Below are 19387 nucleotides of genomic sequence, written 5' to 3'. Positions count from 1 at the left end.
GCAGTTGTTCCCGATACTGGCAGGGTGCCACAATGGCGCCTTTGCCGTCGCAATCGACACAGGCGCATTGCATGAACAGCCTTGGACATGGGCAAGATCAGGATCCCATCATCGAGCAGCAAGTGCGAACCGACCGGTTGCACCAACTGTTTCGCCAGTCGTTCTCGGCCGTCTTCGGCAGTTATCTGGGGGCCGCCATGCTTTGCTGGCTGTGCTGGGATCGCTTCGATCATCGGATCATTCTGGTATGGCTGGTGCTGCTGGGTTGCTCGTCACTGCTGCGCCTGCACATGTTCGTGCAGTGGTTTCGCTGCCCCGACAGCAAGCGCACCCCAAAGCGTTGGGAGGTGCGTTACTGGATCACGCTGATGTTGTCGGCGGGCATCTGGGGAGGTGGGGCGCTGGCGGTGATGCCGGTTGATGACCGAGTGTCCCAGGTACTGGTGATGCTCTTTACCGTAGGGATGTCAGTCAGTGCGGTGTCCTGCTACTCGGCCTATCGCTACATGACCCTGAGTTCGATGGCGTTGGTGCTGTTGCCCTGTACGCTGTGGCTGTTGTTCCAGCCGGCACCGATGCAAGTGGGTGTGGCCCTGGCAGTGCTGGTGTTTTCGTCCTTTGTGGTGACGGCCACCTGCAAACTGTCCGATGCGCTGGAAAAAGCCTTTCGCCTGACTCGGCAAATGGAGCGTACACACCGTCTTTCAACCCGCGCGGCCCAAACCGATGAGCGCGACGGGTTTGAAGACCTGCACCGCTAAGGCTCAAGGTCTTGATCAGGTGGCTGTAGCGGTCTGATCCTTGGACATCGCCCTCACCAACGCCCTGGCGACCTGTTCGGCGGAGTAGGGTTTGGCGAGGAACTCAAACCCCTCATAACCGCTGTCCGCCAGCTCTTCGCTGTAGCCTGAGACAAGTACCACCGGCAGGTCCAGACGCCGCTCACGCAGCAGTCTGGCCATCGCAACGCCGGTCATCCCCGGCATGACCACATCCGAAAAAATCGCGTCGAAAGCTCGGGCGTCGTTGCCAGCGAGGGCCAGTGCCTGCTCGGCATTGGTCGCCCAAGTGGTCTTGTAGCCCAGGTCCTTGAGGATCTGGCTGGCGAAACGTCCCACTTCCAGGTTGTCTTCCACGATCAGAACATGCCGTTGGGCAGCCTCCTGCGGCGGTACAAGTTGCTCCTGTTCGTCCTGCTGCGGGGCGGGTTCGCCTTCCACTTGGGGCAAATACAAGGTGAACACAGTGCCCTGGCCGAGGGTACTTGCCACATCGATGTTGCCGCCCGACTGTTTGGCAAAGCCGAAGACTTGCGACAGGCCCAGCCCGGTGCCTTTGCCAACGGCCTTGGTGGTGAAGAACGGCTCGAAGATACGGTCGATGGTGTCGCCGGCAATACCGGTGCCGGTGTCGGTCAGAGAGATGCTGATGTACGGCAGGCGCGACTCGGCGTCACCACGGATGCGCGGCAGCGCTTGCTGTGTAGCGACCTTGAGGGTCAGGGTGCCCTGGCCGTCCATTGCGTCGCGAGCATTGAGTGCGATGTTGAGCAGCGCGGTTTCGAGCTGGCTGGGGTCAATGCGTGCGTAGCACGGCTGATCGGGCAACTGCACCTGTACATGAATGCGGGCGCCGGTGACACTTTCAAGCATCTCGCCGATGTTGCGTACCCGCTGGCTGACATCCAATACCTGCGGGTTCAACGGCTGGCGACGGGCGAAGGCAAGCAATTGGCTGGTGAGTTTACTGGCCCGCTCCACGGTGTCGGAGACGACGCTCATGTAGCGCTGGCGACGCTCTTGCGACAAGTTCGGTTGGCGCAGGAAGTCCACTGACGAGCGAATGATGGTCAGCAGGTTGTTGAAGTCATGGGCGACGCCGCCGGTCAGTTGGCCGATGGCTTCAAGCTTCTGTGACTGGCGCAGCGCGGCCTCGGCCTGGGCCAGCGCGAGGGTGCGTTCTTCCACGCGCTGCTCCAGTGTGGCGTTGAGTTCGGTGTAGGCCGCCAAACCCTCGCGTACGGCGGCATCGGCGCGCACGCGCTCGATGTGCGCCCAGGACCGTTCGGTCACTTCACCCAACAACGCCAGATCGTAGGGCGACCAGTAGCGGGGCTGTTTGTCATGCACGGCCATCAGCGCCGTGAGACGTCCATCCTTGATCAGCGGCACGCAGATGGTAGCCGTGACGCCCAGCGCCTGGAAGGTTGCCGACTCATCGGCGGGCAGTTCGATCAGGTTATCGCGGATCACCAGGGGCTGACCGGCACGCAGAGCCCTCACCGCGCGTTCGCCGAACGCCGCCAGGCTGTAGTGGCCGATGATGCTGGGTGAGCCCTGCGCCGCCCAGTCGCCACGGATAGTGAAGCCATCTTCATCCTCATCCATATCGGCATAGGCGCAAATCGACACTTGCAGGTGTTGCGCCAGCAGTTGGGTGGTCGATGTCATGATGGCTTCGGCGTCGGTGGCGCTGGCCACGGCGTTGCCGATGGCATCCAGCACCGCCAGGCGACGGGCGAGGAATACGGTGGAGGTGGTCTCGGTCACCGTATCGAGCATGCCCACCACGTTGCCTCGGGAGTCGCGGATAGGGCTGTAGCAAAAAGTGAAATACGCCTGTTCCGGCGCGCCATTGCGCTTGAGCATCAGCGGGAAGTTTTCAATATAGGTGGCATGACCGTCGAACGCCGCGCTGGCGATGGGGCTTATCTCGCTCCAGGCCTCGTGCCACACCTCGCTGAAAGGGCGGCCCAGTGCCTCCGGCTTGTTGCCCAGAATCGGCCGGAATGCATCGTTGTAGAGCGTAATCAACTCAGGCCCCCAAACAATGGCCTGGGGAAACCTGGAAGCGAAGCACAGCGCGACGGTGGTCTTCAATACATCGGACCACTGCTCCAGCGGGCCGAGGGGCGTACTGGCCCAATCATGCTGGCGGACCCGCTCGGCCATGTCGCCGTTGCCTTGCAGCCAATTCATCATGGGGTCAACACCTTATCTACCGCGGTTCGACTATTGCCTGAAACGTCAGGTTGCCAAGCAACAGACCTGAATGACTGCTCCCAGTTCAGCGCGAATATCCAGGTTATTGAGCGGCGAATACACCTGTCCAATAGATACCCGCATCGCTCTTGGGGTCCATCGCGTAGGCCGCGCCCAATTCGCGAAATTGCGGGTTCATCAGGTTGGCGCAATGGCCGGGGCTGGCGAGCCAACCGTCCACGACCTTGCGAGGGGTATCGAGGCCGGCGGCGATATTTTCGCCGATGTTCTTCGCGATATACCCGGCCAGTTCGGCGCGGTCACCGGGAGTACGACCGTCGTGGTCCAGGTGGTCGAAGAAGTTGCCGTTGGCCATGTTGCGCGTGTGGCTGTTGGCCGCGCTGGCCAGGGTGTCGTTCCACGACAGCGGCGTGGTCGCGCTGAACGCCTGGGTGCCGCATTGATGTGGTTCGGCGCGCGCAGCGTTGACCAGGTTCAGCAGTTGCTTGCCTTCGGTCTGCCAGTCGCCCAGGCCACTGGTCAGCAGCGGGCGGGCCAGCACGATGCGCCAATCCTGGCCGCTGTTGCTGACGCCGATGTCGACATATTGCGGGTCCAGTACGACCCGACAGAAGCTTTCGCGCACTGCTTTCATGGCGGCGTCGGCATCCTTGGGCCCGGACAGGCTGATGGCCTGCACGTTGACCATAGGGTACGCAGCCCGCGCCAGCGACTGCTGCAAGTCGCCGACATTGGAGGCCGGCAGCACCAGCCGTGTGTCGCTGGTCAGCGGTGGCAGTTCCTGGGAACCCTGGTCACCGCAGCGTTGCACCTGGCTGCGGTATTGGTTGATCTGTTGGACTAACTGACTTTCTTCATTCGCCATCGCGCTGGCGCAGAACACCGTAGTGGCGGCCAGCGTCGTAAGACCCATCATCAATGACAGAACGCGCATGGACGTTACCCTTGAGCTTGAAAGTGCCCATGATGCGCGATCCAGGTGCATCCATGCACCCGTTGGTCCGAACTTTTTTCTTCAGTTCTTGAATGTCGAGTGTTTTGCACCCTGATCGCATAGGGCGAACACCACCACCAGCAGGGCGGAAATCGCGAGGATAACCACCACGCCATCGGTGGAATGAGTGGCCGAGGCCGCCACCATCGACAGCGCGCCCAGCGGTGCCAGGCCACCGGCAATCGCGGTGCCGATTTCGCGCCCGGTGCCGAAGCCCGATGAGCGCGTCTGGGTCGGGAATTGCCGGCTCAGGAACGAGCCCTGGGGCGCAAACATCATCGGCGCAAGGATACCGGTGCCCACACCGATGGCCAGATAGATCATCAGGCTTTCACCACTGTTGAGCAGGGCCAGGAACGGGTAGGCGAACAGCAGCGAGCACAGACCGCCGAGCATCAACACAATCTTGCTGCTCCACTTGTCGCACAGCCAGCCAAAGCAAGGCACGGCCACGATGGCCACCAGGCTGGCGATGGTCACCGACAGGGAGGTGACGTGTACATCCACACCTTTGAATTGGGTCAGGTACGCTAGGGAGAAGGTCTTGAAGATATAGCTCAGGGCGTTGTAGCCAATCGCGACAAAGAACACCACGGCGAGGCCCTTGAGGTCGTTCTTGAACAACGCTTTAAGGGGCGACGGCTTGGCCTTGGCTTTTTCCTTGCTCAGTTCCTCGAACTGCGGGGTTTCCGGAATGCTGTTACGCACCCACAGACCCACGCCCACCAGCACGATGCTGCAGATAAAGGGGATGCGCCAACCGCCGGCCAGCAAGAACTCGTTACCGTTGATGGTCAGCAGGTAAATGGTCAGTGAGGACAGCAACAGGCCCAGGTTCAGCCCCAGTGCCGGCCAGGCACCTTGGCTGCCGCGCTTGCCATGGGAGGCGTGTTCGTAGGAAGTTACCGCGGCGCCCGACAGTTCAGCACCCGCGCCCAGCCCCTGGATGATGCGGATGAACACCAGCAGGATCGGCGCCCAGATACCAATGGAGGCATAGCTGGGGATCAGGCCGATCAGCGTGGTGCACACGCCCATCAGGCAGAAGGTCAGCACCAGCACCTGCTTGCGTCCGAACTTGTCACCCAGGTAGCCGAACAGAATGCCGCCGAAAGGGCGGGCGATAAAGCCGATGGCAAAGGTGGAAAAGGCCATCAGCGTGGCCGTTTTCGGGTCGCTGTTATCGAAGAAGATCTTCGAAAACACAATGGCCGCCATGGTGGCGTACAGGTAAAAGTCGTACCACTCCAGCATCGAGCCAAAGATGGTGGCGGCGGCCACTTTGCGCAGGCGCTTGCGGGTTTGTTCGGGCGTTTCGGTGCCGGGGATTGAGGCGGATGCCGACATGCTGGATTTCCTTCTGGTCTTTGTAGTTATTTTTGGGTGAACGGGCAGTACGGGTATTACTGAGGCTGGAACAGACGGTCGGCGATCATCGCGCCGATGGGCATGGCCGAGGTGGCGGCCGGTGAAGGTGCGTTGCACACGTGGAGCATTCGCGGGGTTTGGGCGAACAGGAAATCGTGTACCAGGCTGCCGTCGCGCATGACTGCCTGGGCACGGATACCGGCCTCGTAGGGCAGCAAGTCGTCGAGGGTCAGAGAAGGGCAGTACTTGCGGCACTGCTCCAGGTAGCCGGACTTGAACAAAGAGTTTTTCATCTCGGTGGTGCCGGAGCCGAGGTTCTGCCAGAGGGTTTTCCAGAAACCCGGGAAGCTGGCGTATTGCGCCACATCGCGCCAGTTCACCGAGAACTTGCGGTAGTTCTCGCGGCCCAGGCCCAGCACGGCATTCGGGCCGACGGTGACACTGCCGTCGATCATGCGTGTCAGGTGCACGCCGAGAAACGGCAACTGCGGGTCGGGGATCGGGTAGATCAGGTGGTTGACGATGTTGTTCTTTGCCGCCGGCAAGCGGAAGTACTCGCCGCGAAACGGGATGATCTGATGGTCGATACTGATCCCGGCCAGGCGAGCCAGGCGGTCCGATTGCAAACCGGCGCACACCACCAGGTGCCGCGCCTGCCAGGTTTCGCCCTGGGTATGGACCGTGACTTTATCGGTGTCTTCGTGGATCGCAGTGACCGTGCGTTCCAGGCAGATCTGCCCGTCGTTGCGGCGAATCACCTGGGCCATGGTCTCGCACACCTGGCGGTAATCGACAATGCCGGTGGCATCGAGAAACAAGCCGCCCAGGCCGACGATGTTTGGTTCACGCTCGCGCAGTTGCTCGGCATCCAGGCGCTCGACCTGCATACCGTTGAGCTGGGCGCGGGCGTGCAGGGCTTCCATGCGTTGCATTTCCAGGGGGCTGGAGGCCACCAGCAGCTTGCCGCACACCTCGAACTTGATCCCGTGTTCGCGGCAGAACTGCTTGGTGGCTTCGGCACCGCGCTTGCACAGGTCGGCCTTGAGGCTGCCGGGGGCGTAGTAAATACCGGCGTGGATCACGCCGCTGTTGTGGCCGGTCTGGTGCTTGGCCAGCACCGGCTCCTTTTCCAGGATAACCAGTGATGCGCCGGGTTGGCGCTTGAGCAGTTCCATGGCAGTGGCGAGGCCGACGATGCCGCCGCCGATAATGCAAAAGTCGTGAATCATTGCTGGGAGTACCTAAGGTTAGACATTTTGGTCTGCTTATCAGGTTGTCAGACTAATGTTTTTGTTAAAAAAATGGCGTGTCCGGGGACACGCTTTAAAAAGTCGATCAGTTGATGGGAGGCAGTTCCAGTTGCAAGCGCCGTGCGGATGCACGCAGATGGGCCTCTGCACTGGCAGCGGCGCGTTGGGCATCACCGTCGGCGATGGCCTGATAGAGCTGCTGGTGTTCCTGGGTCGCATCGGCCGAGCCGGTGGCGAAGCGCGAGGCAGAGTTTTCCCAGGCGGTCTTGCGTGCGCTCGCCAGCTGGCTTCTGAGGAAGTCATGGAAGGCCACGAAGTAGTCATTCTTGCTGGCGTCGGTAATGGCGCGGTGGAATTCCACATCGGCCAGGGCTGCGGCTTCAAAGTCGTCGCGATGGTCCTGCATGGCCTGCAAGGCGCTTTCCATGCGTTGCAGGTCGGCGGCGTCACGGCGCTGGGCGGCAATCGAGGCGGCTTGGGTTTCGATCCACAGGCGCACTTCGAACATCTGCGCCAGGTCAGGCCGTCGCCCATTTTGCTGCGGGAAACGGAACACCGTGCCGGCCGGGGTCTGCGAAATGAACGACCCCAACCCCCGGCGGGCGGTGAGAACACCGTCGGCCTTGAGCTGGGCAATGGCCTCGCGCACCACAGAGCGGCTGACGTTGAGCTGTTCAGCCAATTGCTGTTCGGTAGGCAGGCGCGACTCCGGAGCCAGTTGGCCGGATTCGATTTCTGCGCGAATGGCGCTGACAACCCGTACGACAAGCGAGTCGGGGCGCTGGAGCTCAAGCATGATGAAACCTTGGTAATCAGGTTGTCAGACAATAGTCGTTACGAATTTAGCTTGTCAATATGTGTCCAACACGATCAGTGCAGCAAGATAGGCGGCAAGGCCCGTTACCTGCGTTCACTGTGCGGGCCATGAGCGGCCTGCAACAGGTACAATCGCCGCTGCCTTGACGCGAAACTCCAGGAATTTGCATGTTCAGCCTTACCCGTTACACCACGCCGTGCCCCGAATCGGTCAATAGCCAGATCCTGCAGATGGTGGTGGACAACCTCACCGACATCAGCAGTGTCGCGCTGGCGCCAAGTAACTTGCTCTACAACATCTACCAGTACGCCATCGGGTTTGAGGTGCACTTGTACCTTGAGGCGTTGAATGGCGAGAAGGGCATCGCCGTCGAGCTGGTCGTGGCGATGCAGGACGAAACCGTTGTCGGTTTTTGCCTGTATCTGCCGGTCAAGAACGACCCTCAAGCCTGCGGCATTGCCTTTATGGCGGTGCAGGCCGGCTTTCGTCGCCAGGGCGTGGCGAAGCAAATGCTAGGCGATGTGCTGGCGCGCTATCCCCACGCCGAACTGGCCTGTGCGGTGGAGAAGGTCCCGGTATTCGAGGCCATGGGGTTTCAGGTGCGCGGCGCACGTGGCACCCAAGTGCTGATGAACACCCGAGACTACGGCACCGATGGCTTGATGGGGGTGTTGGATGTGGCAGCGATCTATCGTTCGCTGGAAGTGCGCCAGATTCATACCTACCTGCTGCAAAAGCACGGCAAGCGCGCCATGGTCGACGCTGAAAAACAGCGTGACCGGCATCTGGATCAGTTGACGCGCAAGGTGCAGCTGTACATCCAGCAGCGTTTTCCTACGATTTGACCCGCTGGACCATCCCCAGGATGGTCGCCAGCAATTCCTGCTGGGCCTCCTCACGGCTGATCTCGCCATTGGCTGCCGCATGAGACAGGGCTTCCGCCGCACCGAGCATAGCGCGCAAGCCGGCCTTGGAAACACCGCCGCCCGAGGCGAACGGTGACAGTGCGTTGGAGCACTTTTCCAGGAAGATCGCCTCATATTCGCGCTTGAGCACCGCCAGCTCCGGCGAGCCGCTCAGCGCGGCAATCACCCCGGGGATTTCCCGGCCCTGCAACAGCACGCAATCGACATACGCCGACGCGATCACCCATGCCCGGTCCTCTAGCGTCGCCTTACTGGTGTCGATGGCCTCGGTAAACACCTGGTCCTGGCGCGCATCGAAATCGGCATACAACGCCGCCAGCAATCCCGCACGCGTGGTGAAGTGGTCGTAGACCACCGGCTTGGTCACACCTGCCAGCTCCGCCAGGCGGCCCAGGGTCAGGGCGTCGGTGCCTTCCTCGCGCACCAATTGCCACGCCACATCGAGTAATTGGCGCTGGCGATCTTCACGGGACAAGCGCCGACGTGGGGCAGGGGATTCACGGCTTGACATGCTTATATACCAAAAGTAACTTAAAGGGCGTAACTTACTAAACGTAGCTTAATCCTGTCAGGAGTTAAAGTCATGCACGCCTTGATCGTAGTTGCTCATCACGACCCGAAATCGCTCACCCATAGCGTAGCGGCTCAGGTAGGCGCCGGTTTGACCGCCGCCGGCCACACCTTCGAAATCGCCGACCTTGCCGCCGAAGGGTTCGACCCACGCTACACCGCCGCCGATCATCAGGTGCACCGCGCTCATGCAACTCCGCCGGCCGATGTGCTGGCCGAACAGGCGCGTATCGAGCGCGCCGACGCGCTGGTGGTGGCTTTCCCGATCTACTGGTGGTCGATGCCGGCGTTGCTCAAAGGCTGGGTCGACCGCGTGTTCGTCAACGGCTGGGCGATTGATTATGGCCCCGACACACCCGTCGTGAAAAAACTGCGCCACTTGCAGGTGCACCTGCTGGCCCTCGGGGGCGCGGATGACAGCGCTTTCGATCGGCACGGCTATGCCAAGGCCATGCACACCCAGATCGATTACGGCATCTTTGATTACTGCGGGGCGCAGGTGCTGACGTCCAAGCTGCTGCTGGATTCGGAGAGCGGGGGCGCCCAGGCGCATTTGCACACGGCCAAAGCTGTGGGGCAGGGGATGTTCCAGCGCGAGACAGTCGCGGGGTGATTCAGGTGTCGCGAAACAGGTCGTGGGCATCGAGCAAGCGGTAGGCAATCTCGGGGCGTTTTTCCAGGCCGCGGCGGATCGATGCCGGGATCGATTGACGAGTCTTGCGGCACATGCCCGGCAACTCGTCGATAACGATCTGGATCCCGCGCATACTCTTGACCTCGGTATGCCCAGGCGCAATGTGCACGCGGATGCCCAGTTGCTCGTACATCCGCTGCTGCATGTGTTCAAGGTCTTGCAGACTCTTGAGGTTTTCAAGGCGTTCGAGCAGGATTTTTTCCTGCTGTCGCGTCAACTGGAGGATGCGCAGGTCCGCGCCGGGCGCCTCCAGCAGTTGTTCACGCTCGCACACACAGGCGCCGGGAGGGCAGGGTTGGCGAATGGTCATCGACGCTCCCGGCGAAGTTTCACGATCGGCGTGTCAGTAGGTCAATTGAACGCCCAGGCTGCCCAAGGCTTTCCAGTACTCAGGGTAGGTCTTGGCCACGCAGTCCGGGTCCTGGATGCGAATCCCCGAAACTTTCAGCCCGGCCAGGGCAAAGCACATAGCGATGCGGTGGTCGGCGTGGGTGTCGATCAGCGCCGTGCACGCGGTGCCGGCCAGGGCTGGGTCGCTCGCCACCAGCAGGTCGTCGCCCTCAATGCTCGCCAGGCCTGGGCGGATCTCATTGAGGCCGTCGTGCAGTGCCTGTACACGGTCACATTCCTTGACGCGCAGGTTCGCCAGTTCAGTAAAACGCACCGGGGTGTTGTTGAAAGCGGCGAGCACGGCCAGGGTCGGGATTGCGTCCTGCATTTGCGAACCGACCACCGTGGCTTGCATGTTCGGGAACTGGGCGATCACGGCCTGGGCCTGGGCGTCCGGCTGGGTGAAATCCTGGGCCGCGACACCGATGTCGATACGGCCAGCGGTCAGCACTTCGGCGGCCCACAGGTAGGTAGCGGCCGAGGCGTCGGGTTCGATCAGGTAATCCTGGGCGGTGTAGCCGGTCGGGGCGACGCGCCAGGTGGTATCGTCCACGGCTTCAACCTGGGCGCCAAAGGCGCGCATGCAATCCAGGGTCAGGTCCACGTAGCCACGGGCGCCGATGTCTTTGCCGGTCAACGCCACTTCAATCGGCGCCTCACCACAGGCCGCGAGCATCAGCAGGGCCGATACATACTGGCTGGACAAGCCGCCATCGATCTCAAAGCGCCTGGCTTGTACCTTGCCTGTGCCATGCACGGTCACGGGCGGGCAGCCAGTGGGGCTGTCGACCTGAATTCCGTTTTGGCCGAGGGCGGTCAGCAGCGGGCCAATCGGGCGCTTTTGCATGTATTCATCGCCGTCCAGCACCACGCTGCCTTGCACGGTGGCCACGGCGGCGGTGAGAAAGCGCATGGCAGTCCCGGCGTTACCGAGGAACAGTGGTTGGGGAGGCAATTGCAGCGAGCCTTGGCTGGTGACGACAAACGTGGTGTCGTCTGGCTCATCGATACTCACACCCATCTGACGCAGGGCGACTGACATATGGCGAGTGTCATCGCTTTTCAACGCACCGCTCAAACGGCTGGTGCCCTTGGCCAATGCCGCCAGCAACAGGGCGCGGTTGGTGATGGATTTGGAGCCGGGGGGCGCGACCTTGCCATTGAGAGGAAAGTTGGGCGGTGTAACGGTCACGGTTTTTTGCGAACTCAAGGTACAAGGCTCCTGGTCAAGGCGAGGTGGCGTGGAGTGGCCGACGTGCGGACCCGAATAATCAGGCAAACACGCCATGCTTGTCGAGTGAGCAAGTGATCTGCGTGAATTTTCTGGAATGTGCTCCGATTCAAATGTGGGACGGGGCCAGCAAGCCCGGCTTAACGCTGGCTCAACCAGTAGTCATGCAGCACCCGCGCAGCCGGTTCGATTTCGCTGACCTGCTGTTGATGGGCGTTTATATCCAGGTCCGCCGGCAGTTCGAAATTGTCCTGCTCGGCGCACCCGGTGATTTTTTCCAGTTGCCCGGCTTGTTCGGCGGGCAATGGCGGCCAGTTGCCGATCGTCACACCCCGCACATAACCAAAACACCATTCTTCAGCCAGCGTCACTGCCTGGTCTTGATGTTCGGTTTCATCGAAACGGGCTTTGAATGCCTGGGAGTCGGTGGCCAATCGAGCAGCCAGGGTATTCATATGGCGTACACACAGTTCGAGAAAATCCTGGGCCTCGTCCATGTTGTCCCATTCAGGGTTTTGCCCCCCCCAGATCGCCGGGAACCACTCGGCCACGTCCACCTTGGCCGGGCTGGAAACCAGGGCGGTGAAATAACCGTCGAGTTCGGCCATGTTCAGCACCGAGTGGTCTTCACCGTATTTGAGCAAGGTGGCCTCAATGAAGTCGAAATCGGCGGGGGAGAGGGGTTGGGCGTGCATGGCATATCCTTAAAACGTCGAGCGCCGCTGACAGGGGCGGCTTAAAGCGCAAAGGATGGCGTGTGCACCGGGTTTTATCCAGCGTCTTTTCCCTCACCGTGGCCAGTCCCGCTTTTGGCCGATGCGCCGTGGCGCACCCTTGATATAGTCTGGCCTTCCTCAATCGCCAGTCAGGGATCACTGCCATGTCCGAATACCAAGCCTTCGTCGTCGAACTGAGCGGCAACGTTGCCCATGTGCAGATCAATCGCCCGGAAAAGATCAACGCCATGAACGCGGCGTTCTGGACCGAAATCATCGACATCTTCCAATGGATCGACGACACCGATGCCGTGCGCGCCGTGGTGCTCAGTGGTGCGGGCAAGCATTTCTCTTCGGGTATCGACCTGATGATGCTGGCCTCGATAGCCAATGAGTTCAGCAAGGACGTGGGGCGTAATGCGCGCCTGTTACGGCGCAAGATCCTCGAGCTGCAAGCCTCGTTCAATGCGGTTGACCATTGCCGCAAGCCGGTACTCGCCGCGATCCAGGGCTACTGCATTGGCGGGGCCATTGACCTGATCAGCGCCTGCGACATGCGCTACGCGGCCGAGGGCGCGCAGTTCTCGATCAAGGAAATCGACATCGGCATGGCCGCTGACGTAGGCACTTTGCAACGCCTGCCGCGCATCATCGGCGACGGCATGTTGCGTGAGTTGGCTTACACCGGTCGCCAGTTCGGTGCTGAAGAAGCGCGCAGCATCGGCCTGGTCAATCGCGTGTATGCCGATCAGGACAGCCTGCTGGCCGGCGTTATGGAAATCGCCCATGAAATCGCCGCCAAGTCGCCAATCGCCGTGACCGGCACCAAAGCCATGATCAGCTACATGCGTGACCACACAGTCAATGACGGCCTGGAATACGTTGCCACCTGGAACTCGGCTATGTTGCAATCCAACGACTTGCGCGTGGCCATTGCGGCCCATATGAGCAAGCAGAAACCCGAATTCGTGGATTGACTGATATGACCCCAGGCTGGATTACCACAACGCTGCTGGATAACGACGCCGTCGGCGGCTGGGCCGTCGCCCGCAGCCGTGAGGGCTTTTTGCATGACGCCAATGGCCCTCTGTTCCCTCGGGAGTGGCTTAAGCGTCAGGACCTGCCGGTGTTCGCTGAACACGGCATCGGCCACCTCGATGGTGAACCGGTGTACTTGCTGGAACTCGACAGTGCTGCCGATGTGCCAGGGTGCAGTTGGCAGGGGCTGCGCGGTTTCATGCTACAGGGCGATCACACTCTCTACAGAGTGCTGGGCTACGCCGCCCAGATCGGCACCTGGGCGCGGGAGCATCGTTTCTGCGGCAGTTGCGGCCAGGCCATGGTTCAGGTCCCGCGGGAGCGGGCGATGTACTGCGCGCCTTGCGACCTGCGCAGCTACCCACGGATTTCGCCGAGCATGATCGTGCTGGTGACCCGTGGCGACGAGATCCTGCTGGCGCGCTCGCCACGTTTCGTCACAGGGGTCTACAGCACCTTGGCCGGCTTTGCCGAACCCGGCGAATCGGCCGAAGACTGCCTGATCCGCGAAGTGCGCGAGGAAGTGCAGATAGAAGTGAAGAATATCCAGTACATGGGCAGCCAGTGCTGGCCGTTCCCCCATTCGATGATGCTGGGTTTCCACGCCGAGTACGCCGGTGGCGACATCGTGCCCCAGGCCGACGAGATCGAGGATGCGCAGTGGTTCAACATCCACGAACTGCCGCCGTTGCCGGCGTCACGTTCGATTGCTCGTTACCTGATCGACCTCTACGTGGCCCGCCGCTTAGGCCACGCTGAACCAGTGCTGCCAGGCTAGGCGTACGGTCAGGCCCAGCACCACGGTGATAAACACCGGGCGAATGAATTTGGCGCCGCCGCTGATTGCGCTGCGTGCGCCAAAGAACGCGCCACACATCACTGACACGCCCATCGCCAGCCCGACGATCCAGTCTACCGAGCCATTGATGATAAACACCGTCAGCGCCGCCGCGTTGCTGACGAAGTTCATGCTGCGCGCGACGCCGCTGGCCTTCACCAGGTCGATGGGGTGCAGCAGCATCGTGCTGACGGTCCAGAATGCACCGGTGCCGGGCCCGGCCACGCCGTCGTAGAAGCCCAGGCCAAAGCCCTGGGTGGCCTGCCATTTCTTCTTGATCGGTGCTTCGGCATCCACCGGCGCCTTTGGCGTACCGCCGAACAACAGGTACACCCCGCAGGCAAAGACGATCACCGGCAGCATCTTGTTCAGGGTTTCGGCGGGCAGGTAGTGGGCGACCACCGCACCGGTCAGCGCGCCGATCAATGTACCGACGATGGCGTGCACCCATTGGCGCGGGTGGAACAGCTTGCGCCGGTAAAAGGTGAAACTGGCGGTGGCCGAGCCGAAGGTGGAGCTGAGTTTGTTGGTGCCCAGTACCAGGTGAGGCGGCATACCGGCGGTGAGCAGGGCCGGTGTGGTCAGCAGCCCGCCGCCGCCGGCGATGGCGTCGATAAAACCGGCGATAAAGGCAACGACGGCCAGGATGGCCAGGGTGGTGAGGTCAACGCTGAGTTCGAAGGGCATGGGCAGGGCTTATTGTTGGAGGGCCGCAGAAAGCCAGCATCTTACTGCGATGTGACTCAAATGTGGGAGGGGGCTTGCCCCCGATGGCGGTGGGTCAGTCAGCTTATTGGTCACTGACCCACTGCTATCGGGGGCAAGCCCCCTCCCACATTTTTACCGAGCGTGCTCGGTCATTTGTGCGCGCCCAGCCATTCCAGCGCCGTACGCCAGATGCAAATGCCCAGGAAATACGCCGACATCAGCGACCACAATCCGAACGTCCACGGGTTGGTGTTGGGATAGTCCACCACCATCAAAAAGCTGCACAGTAACCAGATCGTAGTCACCGCAATATTGATCGGCATGAAGCGCTTGACCCGGAATGGGTGCAAAAACTTCATCGGTGTCACGGTCAGCAGGGCCAGGCCGATCACGGTCAGCAAGGTGACCCAGGCGTCAGGCTGGATGATGTACACGCACAGGGCGACCACGTTCCAGGCGGCGGGGAAGCCGACGAAGTAGTTGTCCTTGCTCTTCATGTTCACATTGCAAAAGCAGAACAGCGAAGACACCAGAATCACCGACACCGTAAACAGGTGGGTAAATTCCGGCAGGTCGATATAGCGGTAGATAAACAGTGCGGGGATGAACACATAGGTGAGGTAATCGATCACCAGGTCCAGGACCGAGCCGTCAAAGCTGGGCAATACCGTGCTGACATTCACCCGTCGTGCCAGCGAGCCATCGACGCCATCCACCACCAGCGCCAGGCCCAGCCACAGCAGGCACGCCTTGGGGGAGTTTTCCAGCAGCGCCAGGGTGGCCAGGAAGGCCAGTACCACTCCGGTGGCAGTAAAGCCGTGGGCGCCCCAGGCTTTGAGTCTGGCTACATGCAGGGTCGATATCACGGGCGGTTCTCCAAAAGGTCAAACGGGGCAGCCGACAACGTAGCGCCGTCGAGTCTGGCCGGGGAATGCAGGTATCGACCGGGAAGAGGGGGATAAGGTTCACCGCCCGGTGTCTGCGTAAGCGTAGCAAGCGTAGGACGATTCGGCATCAACCCTGACGGAACACCAGGGCCTTCAGCCCACTTTGCGGATCGACGTCGGGGAATTCCGGCGGGTTGTCCAGGCGCTGCACGAAGCGCAGGCCCGGTGCCTCGCGGGTTACACCGTCGATCAGGAAATCTTCGCCGAAGGCTGGGTCATTCATACACGCCAGCACCGTACCTTGGGCGGTGAGCAAGTCCGGCAGGCGGCGCAGCACGCGCTGGTAGTCCTTGGTCAGCAGGAAGCTGCCTTTCTGGAATGACGGCGGGTCGATGATCACCAGATCGTAAGGGCCGCTGTGGGTGACCTTGGCCCAGGACTTGAACAAGTCGTGGCCCAGGAAGGTGACTTTGCCCAGGTCATGCCCGTTCAGGCGATGGTTGTCGCGGCCACGACTGAGGGCGCCACGGGCCATGTCCAGGTTCACCACATGGTCGGCGCCGCCTTCGATGGCGGCCACCGAAAAACCGCAGGTATAGGCAAACAAATTCAGCACGCGCTGGCCTTGGGCCTGTTCGCGCACCCAGTTGCGCCCGTAGCGCATGTCCAGAAATAGCCCGCTGTTCTGCTTTTTACCCAGGTCGATCAGGTACCGCAGGCCGCCCTCGGTGATGGTCAGCTCATCGATGGCCTCACCCACTAACCACTCGGTGGTGCTTTGCGGCAGGTAGCGGTGTTGCAGCGCCACTGTGTGCGCGCCAAAGCTCGCCCAGTCGATGTTCAGCAGCGTCTGCTTGAGGGCTTGCAGGTGCTCGGTTTCCTTGAACAGCGCTACCAGCACCACCCCTTGCAGCCAGTCCACCGTCAGTTGTTCCAGGCCCGGCCAGCAACGGCCACGGCCATGGAACAGGCGCCGGGTTTCCACCGGTGCGTCAGCCAGGGCGGTCAGCAAGTGGGCGTGAAGGGTTGCGAGTGCGTCTGGGTTCATCGTTGTGCGTCAGTCATCGGGCGGGCGGCATTTTAAACACAATTGCCGGGTTTGCGGGTGCATGAGCACAACGTGCTGGAATAAAGCCGATCTACAGTGATTCATGCTCAAAATTCTGTTGGGTGAGCCTGATAACAGGCAAAAAATCCTTCAGCACCGACATAAACTGGAAAAAAAGTCCGGAGGTGCCCATGAACGGTTTCGCCCACGCAGTCAATCACACGGCGCAGGATCAGCAGGAGCTGGATGAGTGGCGTGATGCCCTGGCCTCGCTGGTGGCCAATGCCGGCCCCGCCCGGGCCCGCGAAATTCTCGACCTGCTGGCCCGCGAAGGCGGTGCGCCGGGCATCGACTGGAAACCCCGCCACGGCACACCGTATATCAACAGCATCAGCGTCGAGCAGCAGCCGGCTTTTCCCGGCGACCTGGCCACCGAAGAGCGCCTCGCCTCGCTGGTGCGCTGGAATGCCCTGGCCATGGTGGTGCGCGCCAATCAGGCGTATGGCGAACTGGGCGGGCATATCGCCAGTTACGCCAGCGCCGCGGATTTGTTCGAAGTGGGCTTCAACCACTTTTTCCGCGCCCGCAGCGAGCAATCCGGCGGTGACCTGGTGTTCTACCAGCCCCATTCGGCGCCCGGTATTTATGCCCGTGCCTACCTTGAAGGGCGCCTGACAGAACAGGATCTGGCCCACTACCGCCAAGAAATCGGTGGGCCGAAGGAGGGCGCTCGCGGGCTGTCCAGCTATCCCCATCCATGGTTGATGCCCGACTTCTGGCAGTTCCCCACCGGTTCCATGGGCATTGGCCCCATCAGCTCGATTTTCCAGGCGCGCTTTATGCGTTACCTGCAGCACCGCAGCTTGCAGGACACCTCGGACCGCCATGTATGGGGCGTGTTCGGCGACGGCGAAATGGACGAACCGGAAAGCATGTCAGCTCTGACCCTGGCCGCCCGCGAGGGCCTGGATAACCTGACCTGGGTCGTCAACTGCAACCTGCAACGCCTCGACGGCCCGGTACGCGGTAATGGACGCATCATCGACGAGTTGGAGGCATTGTTCAGCGGCGCCGGTTGGAATGTGATCAAACTGGTGTGGGGCTCGGACTGGGATGCGTTGCTCGCCAAGGACGTCGACGGCTCATTGGTCCGAACCCTTTCGCAGACCGTGGATGGCCAGTTCCAAACCTTCGCCGCCAAGGATGGCGCCTATAATCGCGAGCATTTTTTTGGCCAGAGTGAAGCCCTGGCCAAGCTGGTCGAGGGCCTGAGCGATGAGCAGATCGACCGCCTCAAGCGTGGCGGCCATGACATGGTCAAGATCCACGCCGCTTACCACGCAGCCCGCCGGACCAAGGGCAAACCCACGGTGATCCTGGCCCAGACCAAAAAGGGCTTTGGCATGGGCGAAGCCGGGCAGGGCAAGATGACCACTCACCAACAGAAGAAGCTTGATCGCCAGGCGCTGATTGCCTTTCGCAATCGCTTCCAATTGCCGCTGTCGGATGAGCAGGTCGAGTCCTTGAGTTTTTTCAAGCCGGCCGATGACAGCCTGGAGTTACGCTACCTGCACCAGCGCCGCAACACCCTGGGCGGTTACGTGCCCAGCCGCAGCCAGCTCGCAGCGCGGGTCAGCGTGCCGTCCATGAGCGGTTATGCGGGTTTCGCCACGGCCGCTGAAGGCAAGGAAATGTCTACCACCATGGCCTTCGTCCGTATGCTCACCCACTTGCTCAAAGACGGACAATTGGGGCCGCGCATCGTGCCCATCGTTGCCGACGAGGCGCGTACGTTTGGCATGGCCAACCTGTTCAAGCAGATTGGCATCTACTCCAGTGTCGGCCAGCACTATGAGCCGGAAGACATCGGCTCGATCCTCAGTTACCGCGAAGCCACCGACGGGCAGATCCTGGAAGAAGGCATCAGCGAAGCCAGCGCCATCAGTTCCTGGGTGGCCGCCGCGACCAGTTACTCGGTGCATGGCCTGCGCATGTTGCCCTTCTATATCTATTACTCGATGTTCGGTTTTCAGCGCGTGGGCGACCTTATCTGGGCAGCTGCCGACCAGCGTGCCCGGGGCTTCCTGCTCGGCGCCACGGCCGGGCGCACCACCCTGGGCGGCGAAGGTTTGCAGCATCAGGACGGCAGCAGCCACCTTGCTGCCGCCGCCGTGCCCAATTGCCGCGCCTATGATCCGGCGTTCGCCGGTGAGTTTGCGGTGATCCTCGACCACGGTATGCGTCGGATGCTGGAGCAGGATGTCGACGAGTTCTACTACGTGACGCTGATGAACGAAAACTACCCGCAACCCAGCCTGCCGGAAGGCGTGGAAGGCGCGATCATCAAGGGCATGTATCGCTTGCAGGGTACGCAGGACGCGCAGGTGCGCCTGCTCGGCTCCGGCACGCTGGTGCGTGAGGCCCTGGCGGCGGCGCAGTTGCTGATGGACGACTGGCAGGTGCAAAGCGCGGTGTACAGCGTCACCAGCTTCAGTGAACTGGCGCGGGAAGCGAGAGAGGTGGAGCGCTGGAATCGCCTGCATCCGCAGGGCATCAAGCGTGTCAGTCATTTGCATGACTGTTTGCCCAAAGGCGCGCCGGTGATTGCCGTGTCCGATTATGTGCGGGCAGTGCCGCAGATGATTGGCTCGTACGTGGATTCGGGCTACACCGTGCTCGGCACCGATGGGTTTGGGCGCAGTGATACACGGGCGGCGTTGCGTGATTTCTTTGAGGTGGATCGGCACCATATTGTGCTGGCAGCGTTGACGGTATTGGTGGAGCAGGGGAGTTTGGCGCCGGCGGTGTGTCAGCGGGCGATTCATCTCTACGGGTTGCAGCCAGAACGGGATGCGCCCTGGACCTGCTGATTGGGGAGGGGGCAAGTCGAAGCGTCGCACCGCCCCTCCC

At 61.4% G+C, this 19387-nt stretch carries 17 protein-coding genes and 1 pseudogene; 6 read left to right on the top strand and 12 right to left on the bottom strand.

Going from position 1 to position 19387, the window contains the following annotated elements:
• Window positions 1–32: 32 nt before the first annotated feature.
• A pseudogene (locus tag JH25_RS0126745) lies at window positions 33–740 on the top strand (GGDEF domain-containing protein); the annotation flags it as partial.
• Window positions 741–776: 36 nt separating this feature from the next.
• On the opposite strand, the gene JH25_RS25265 reads toward JH25_RS0126745, so the two are convergent.
• The 5 genes from JH25_RS25265 to JH25_RS25285 all read right to left on the bottom strand — a co-directional run bounded on the left by JH25_RS25265 (window position 777) and on the right by JH25_RS25285 (window position 7410).
• The gene (locus tag JH25_RS25265) at window positions 777–2981 is read right to left on the bottom strand and encodes a GAF domain-containing hybrid sensor histidine kinase/response regulator (RefSeq protein ID WP_032875724.1); all 2205 of its coding nucleotides are present in this window, start codon (window positions 2979–2981) and stop codon (window positions 777–779) included.
• Between the two features lie 103 nt (window positions 2982–3084).
• On the bottom strand, window positions 3085–3936 hold the full coding sequence (locus tag JH25_RS25270) for a CAP domain-containing protein (protein WP_005788547.1): 852 nt from the start codon (window positions 3934–3936) through the stop codon (window positions 3085–3087).
• Window positions 3937–4017: 81 nt separating this feature from the next.
• Window positions 4018–5343 carry an MFS transporter gene (locus JH25_RS25275; protein ID WP_032875721.1) on the bottom strand — a complete coding sequence of 442 codons (1326 nt, stop codon included), beginning with the start codon at window positions 5341–5343 and terminating at the stop codon, window positions 4018–4020.
• A 56-nt stretch (window positions 5344–5399) separates the two neighbouring features.
• Window positions 5400–6593, bottom strand: coding sequence for an L-2-hydroxyglutarate oxidase (gene lhgO, locus JH25_RS25280; protein ID WP_032875718.1), 1194 nt, complete (start codon window positions 6591–6593; stop codon window positions 5400–5402).
• A 106-nt stretch (window positions 6594–6699) separates the two neighbouring features.
• On the bottom strand, window positions 6700–7410 hold the full coding sequence (locus JH25_RS25285) for a FadR/GntR family transcriptional regulator (RefSeq protein WP_032875715.1): 711 nt from the start codon (window positions 7408–7410) through the stop codon (window positions 6700–6702).
• A 188-nt stretch (window positions 7411–7598) separates the two neighbouring features.
• Here JH25_RS25285 and JH25_RS25290 point away from each other — a divergent pair, with 188 nt between their 5' ends.
• On the top strand, window positions 7599–8276 hold the full coding sequence (locus tag JH25_RS25290; RefSeq protein WP_032875712.1) for a GNAT family N-acetyltransferase: 678 nt from the start codon (window positions 7599–7601) through the stop codon (window positions 8274–8276).
• On the opposite strand, the gene JH25_RS25295 is transcribed toward JH25_RS25290, so the two are convergent.
• Window positions 8266–8868: a TetR/AcrR family transcriptional regulator gene (locus tag JH25_RS25295; RefSeq protein ID WP_032875709.1), complete on the bottom strand. Its 603-nt coding sequence runs from the start codon at window positions 8866–8868 to the stop codon at window positions 8266–8268. The two genes, JH25_RS25290 and JH25_RS25295, sit on opposite strands and share 11 nt — an antisense overlap.
• 72 nt (window positions 8869–8940) lie before the next feature.
• Between JH25_RS25295 and JH25_RS25300 the strand changes: the two genes are divergently transcribed.
• Complete coding sequence (locus JH25_RS25300) at window positions 8941–9540, top strand: NAD(P)H-dependent oxidoreductase (RefSeq protein WP_032875706.1); 600 nt, start codon at window positions 8941–8943, stop codon at window positions 9538–9540.
• Window position 9541: 1 nt separating this feature from the next.
• On the opposite strand, the gene JH25_RS25305 is transcribed toward JH25_RS25300, so the two are convergent.
• From JH25_RS25305 to JH25_RS25315, 3 genes are all read right to left on the bottom strand, one after another.
• Window positions 9542–9931, bottom strand: a complete 390-nt coding sequence (locus tag JH25_RS25305; protein WP_005788540.1) for a hypothetical protein — start codon at window positions 9929–9931, stop codon at window positions 9542–9544.
• 33 nt (window positions 9932–9964) lie between these two features.
• Window positions 9965–11221: a 3-phosphoshikimate 1-carboxyvinyltransferase gene (locus JH25_RS25310; protein ID WP_032875703.1), complete on the bottom strand. Its 1257-nt coding sequence runs from the start codon at window positions 11219–11221 to the stop codon at window positions 9965–9967.
• Between the two features lie 161 nt (window positions 11222–11382).
• Window positions 11383–11937 carry a UPF0149 family protein gene (locus tag JH25_RS25315; protein WP_032875701.1) on the bottom strand — a complete coding sequence of 185 codons (555 nt, stop codon included), beginning with the start codon at window positions 11935–11937 and terminating at the stop codon, window positions 11383–11385.
• 185 nt (window positions 11938–12122) lie between these two features.
• Here JH25_RS25315 and JH25_RS25320 point away from each other — a divergent pair, with 185 nt between their 5' ends.
• A complete protein-coding gene (locus JH25_RS25320; RefSeq protein WP_032875698.1) occupies window positions 12123–12935 on the top strand; it encodes a crotonase/enoyl-CoA hydratase family protein in 813 nt (270 codons plus the stop codon).
• A 5-nt stretch (window positions 12936–12940) separates the two neighbouring features.
• Complete coding sequence (nudC, locus tag JH25_RS25325) at window positions 12941–13774, top strand: NAD(+) diphosphatase (RefSeq protein ID WP_005788532.1); 834 nt, start codon at window positions 12941–12943, stop codon at window positions 13772–13774.
• Here nudC and JH25_RS25330 read toward each other — a convergent pair.
• The 3 genes from JH25_RS25330 to JH25_RS25340 all read right to left on the bottom strand — a co-directional run bounded on the left by JH25_RS25330 (window position 13742) and on the right by JH25_RS25340 (window position 16477).
• Entirely contained in the window at window positions 13742–14521 is a 780-nt protein-coding gene (locus JH25_RS25330; protein WP_005788530.1) for a TSUP family transporter, read from the bottom strand. The genes nudC and JH25_RS25330 overlap by 33 nt on opposite strands.
• A 170-nt stretch (window positions 14522–14691) precedes the next feature.
• Entirely contained in the window at window positions 14692–15408 is a 717-nt protein-coding gene (gene pcsA, locus JH25_RS25335; protein ID WP_032875693.1) for a phosphatidylcholine synthase, read from the bottom strand.
• A gap of 148 nt (window positions 15409–15556) precedes the next feature.
• Window positions 15557–16477, bottom strand: a complete 921-nt coding sequence (locus JH25_RS25340; protein WP_032875690.1) for a class I SAM-dependent methyltransferase — start codon at window positions 16475–16477, stop codon at window positions 15557–15559.
• Between the two features lie 191 nt (window positions 16478–16668).
• Between JH25_RS25340 and mdeB the strand changes: the two genes are divergently transcribed.
• On the top strand, window positions 16669–19347 hold the full coding sequence (gene mdeB / locus JH25_RS25345; RefSeq protein WP_032875687.1) for an alpha-ketoglutarate dehydrogenase: 2679 nt from the start codon (window positions 16669–16671) through the stop codon (window positions 19345–19347).
• The last annotated feature ends 40 nt before the right edge of the window (window positions 19348–19387 follow it).

This window comes from Pseudomonas sp. BRG-100 (assembly GCF_000737955.1).
Taxonomy (GTDB): Bacteria; Pseudomonadota; Gammaproteobacteria; order Pseudomonadales; family Pseudomonadaceae; genus Aquipseudomonas; species Aquipseudomonas synxantha_A.
Note: the sequence above shows the minus strand (reverse complement) of the source record. Positions and strands in the feature narration are given on the sequence as shown.